3 protein-coding genes are annotated in these 2,316 nt (G+C 65.1%); all 3 read left to right on the forward strand.

Annotation, left to right across the window (positions count from 1 at the left end; genetic code table 11):
- On the forward strand, positions 1 to 483 hold a 483-nt coding region (locus LGM56_RS36645; RefSeq protein WP_226208207.1), incomplete at its 5' end, for a TOBE domain-containing protein.
- A 10-nt stretch (positions 484 to 493) separates the two neighbouring features.
- Complete coding sequence (locus LGM56_RS36650) at positions 494 to 1,480, forward strand: ABC transporter permease subunit (protein ID WP_089495778.1); 987 nt, start codon at positions 494 to 496, stop codon at positions 1,478 to 1,480.
- Complete coding sequence (locus tag LGM56_RS36655) at positions 1,477 to 2,316, forward strand: ABC transporter permease subunit (protein ID WP_089473679.1); 840 nt, start codon at positions 1,477 to 1,479, stop codon at positions 2,314 to 2,316. Before LGM56_RS36650 ends, LGM56_RS36655 begins: the two co-directional genes overlap by 4 nt.

Consider the following 2,316-nt stretch of genomic DNA (forward strand, 5'->3'; position numbering starts at 1 on the left):
AGCCGCCTCGCGGTGATGAGCGAAGGCAAGATCGTGCAGATCGGCGCGCCGGGCGAGGTGTACGAATTCCCGAACAGCCGCTTCTCGGCCGAATTCATCGGCTCGACCAACCTGTTCGAAGGGCGCGTGGTCGAAGACGAACCCGATCACATCTTCGTTGAAAGCGACGACCTCGAAGCGCGCATGTACGTGAGCCACGGCATCACCGGCCCGCTCGGGATGCCCGTCGGCATCTCCGTGCGCCCGGAGCGCATTCACGTGTCGCGCGAAAAACCCGGCTCGAAACACAACTGGGCGCGCGGCGTCGTGACCGACATCGCGTACATGGGCAGCTACTCGCTGTACCACGTGCGCCTGCCGAGCGGCAAGACGGTGGTGTCGAACCTGTCGAGCTCGCACCTGATGAACGACAACGCACCGGCGTGGAACGACGACGTGTTCGTGTCGTGGTCGCCGGCCAGCGGCGTCGTGCTGACGCAGTGAGGACGCCACGATGAGAACCTCCGCCTCCAATCCGTCCGCGCCGGTGCCGACCGGCGCCGCGAGCACCGGTGCCGCCCGCGCCCGCCCGGGCCGCCTTGCCGCGCTGTCGCGCTTCCTGCCGTCGGGCCGCAGCGTCGCGATCGGCGTGCCGTTCGTGTGGCTGGCCGTGTTCTTCGCGCTGCCGTTCGTGCTGGTGCTGAAGATCAGCTTCGCCGACCAGGTGATGGGCATCCCGCCGTACACGTCGCTCGTCGAGATCAAGGACGGCATCGTGCACTTCGCGCTGCAGCTGTCGCACTACGCGTTCCTGCTGCAGGACGACCTGTATATCGCGACCTACCTCAGCTCGCTGAAGATGGCCGCTGTCTCGACGGTGCTGTGCCTGCTGATCGGTTACCCGATGGCGTACTACATCGCGCGCTCGGAACCGAACCGCCGCAACGTGCTGATGATGGCCGTGATGCTGCCGTTCTGGACGTCGTTCCTGATCCGCGTGTACGCATGGATCGGCATCCTGAAGGACGACGGCCTCCTGAACCACACGCTGATCGCGCTGGGCATCATCCACACGCCGCTGCGGCTCTATCACAGCGACGCGGGCGTCTACATCGGGATGGTCTATTCGTACCTGCCGTTCATGGTGATGCCGCTGTACGCGCACCTCGTGAAGATGGACCTCACGTTGCTCGAAGCCGCGTACGACCTCGGCGCCAAGCCGTGGGTCGCGTTCACGCGCATCACGCTGCCGCTGTCGAAGAACGGGATCATCGCCGGCAGCCTGCTGGTGTTCATCCCGGCGGTGGGCGAGTACGTGATTCCGGAGCTGCTCGGCGGCGCCGACACGCTGATGATCGGCCGCGTGATGTGGGATGAATTCTTCAACAACATGGACTGGCCGATGGCGTCCGCGGTGACGGTCGCGATGGTGCTGCTGCTGCTGGTGCCGATGGCGCTGTTCCAGTACTACCAGGTCAAGGAACTGGAGGACGCGAAATGATCAAGCCGAGCAAACCGCTGTCGACGGGCGTCCTCGCCTTCGGCTTCCTGTTCCTGTACATCCCGATCATCAGCCTGGTCGTGTACTCGTTCAACGAGTCGAAGCTGGTGACGGTGTGGTCGGGCTTCTCGCTGAAGTGGTACTCGGCGCTGCTGGACGACGACGAGCTGCTGAGCGCCGCGTGGCTGTCGCTGAAGATCGGCTTGCTGACGGCCACCGCGTCGGTCGTGATCGGCACGTGGGCGGGCTTCGTGCTCGCGCGCTTCGGCCGCTTCAAGGGCTTCACGCTGTACACGGGGATGATCAACGCGCCGCTGGTGATTCCGGAAGTGATCCAGGGCATCTCGCTGCTGTTGCTGTTCGTTGCGCTGGAGCAGATGTTCGGCTGGCCGAAGGGGCGCGGGATGGTGACGATCTGGATCGGCCACGTGATGCTGTGCGTGTCGTACGTGGCGATCATTGTGCAGTCGCGCGTGAAGGAGATGAACAAGTCGCTGGAAGAGGCGGCGCTCGACCTGGGGGCGACGCCGCTGAAGGTGTTCTTCGTGGTGACGCTGCCGTTGATCTCGCAGGCGCTGCTGTCGGGGTGGCTGCTGTCGTTCACGCTGTCGATCGACGACCTGGTGCTGTCGGCGTTCCTGTCCGGGCCGGGCTCGACGACGCTGCCGCTGGTGGTGTTCTCGCGCGTGCGGCTGGGGCTGAACCCGGAGATGAACGCGCTGGCGACGCTGTTCATCACGGCGGTGACGATCGGTGTGATCGTCGTGAACCGGATGATGATCGCGCGCGAGCGGCGCCGCATCGCCGACATGAAGGCGGCGTTCGCGGTGGCGTGA

It is taken from the genome of Burkholderia sp. AU38729 (assembly GCF_020419725.1).
Classification (GTDB): Bacteria; Pseudomonadota; Gammaproteobacteria; order Burkholderiales; family Burkholderiaceae; genus Burkholderia.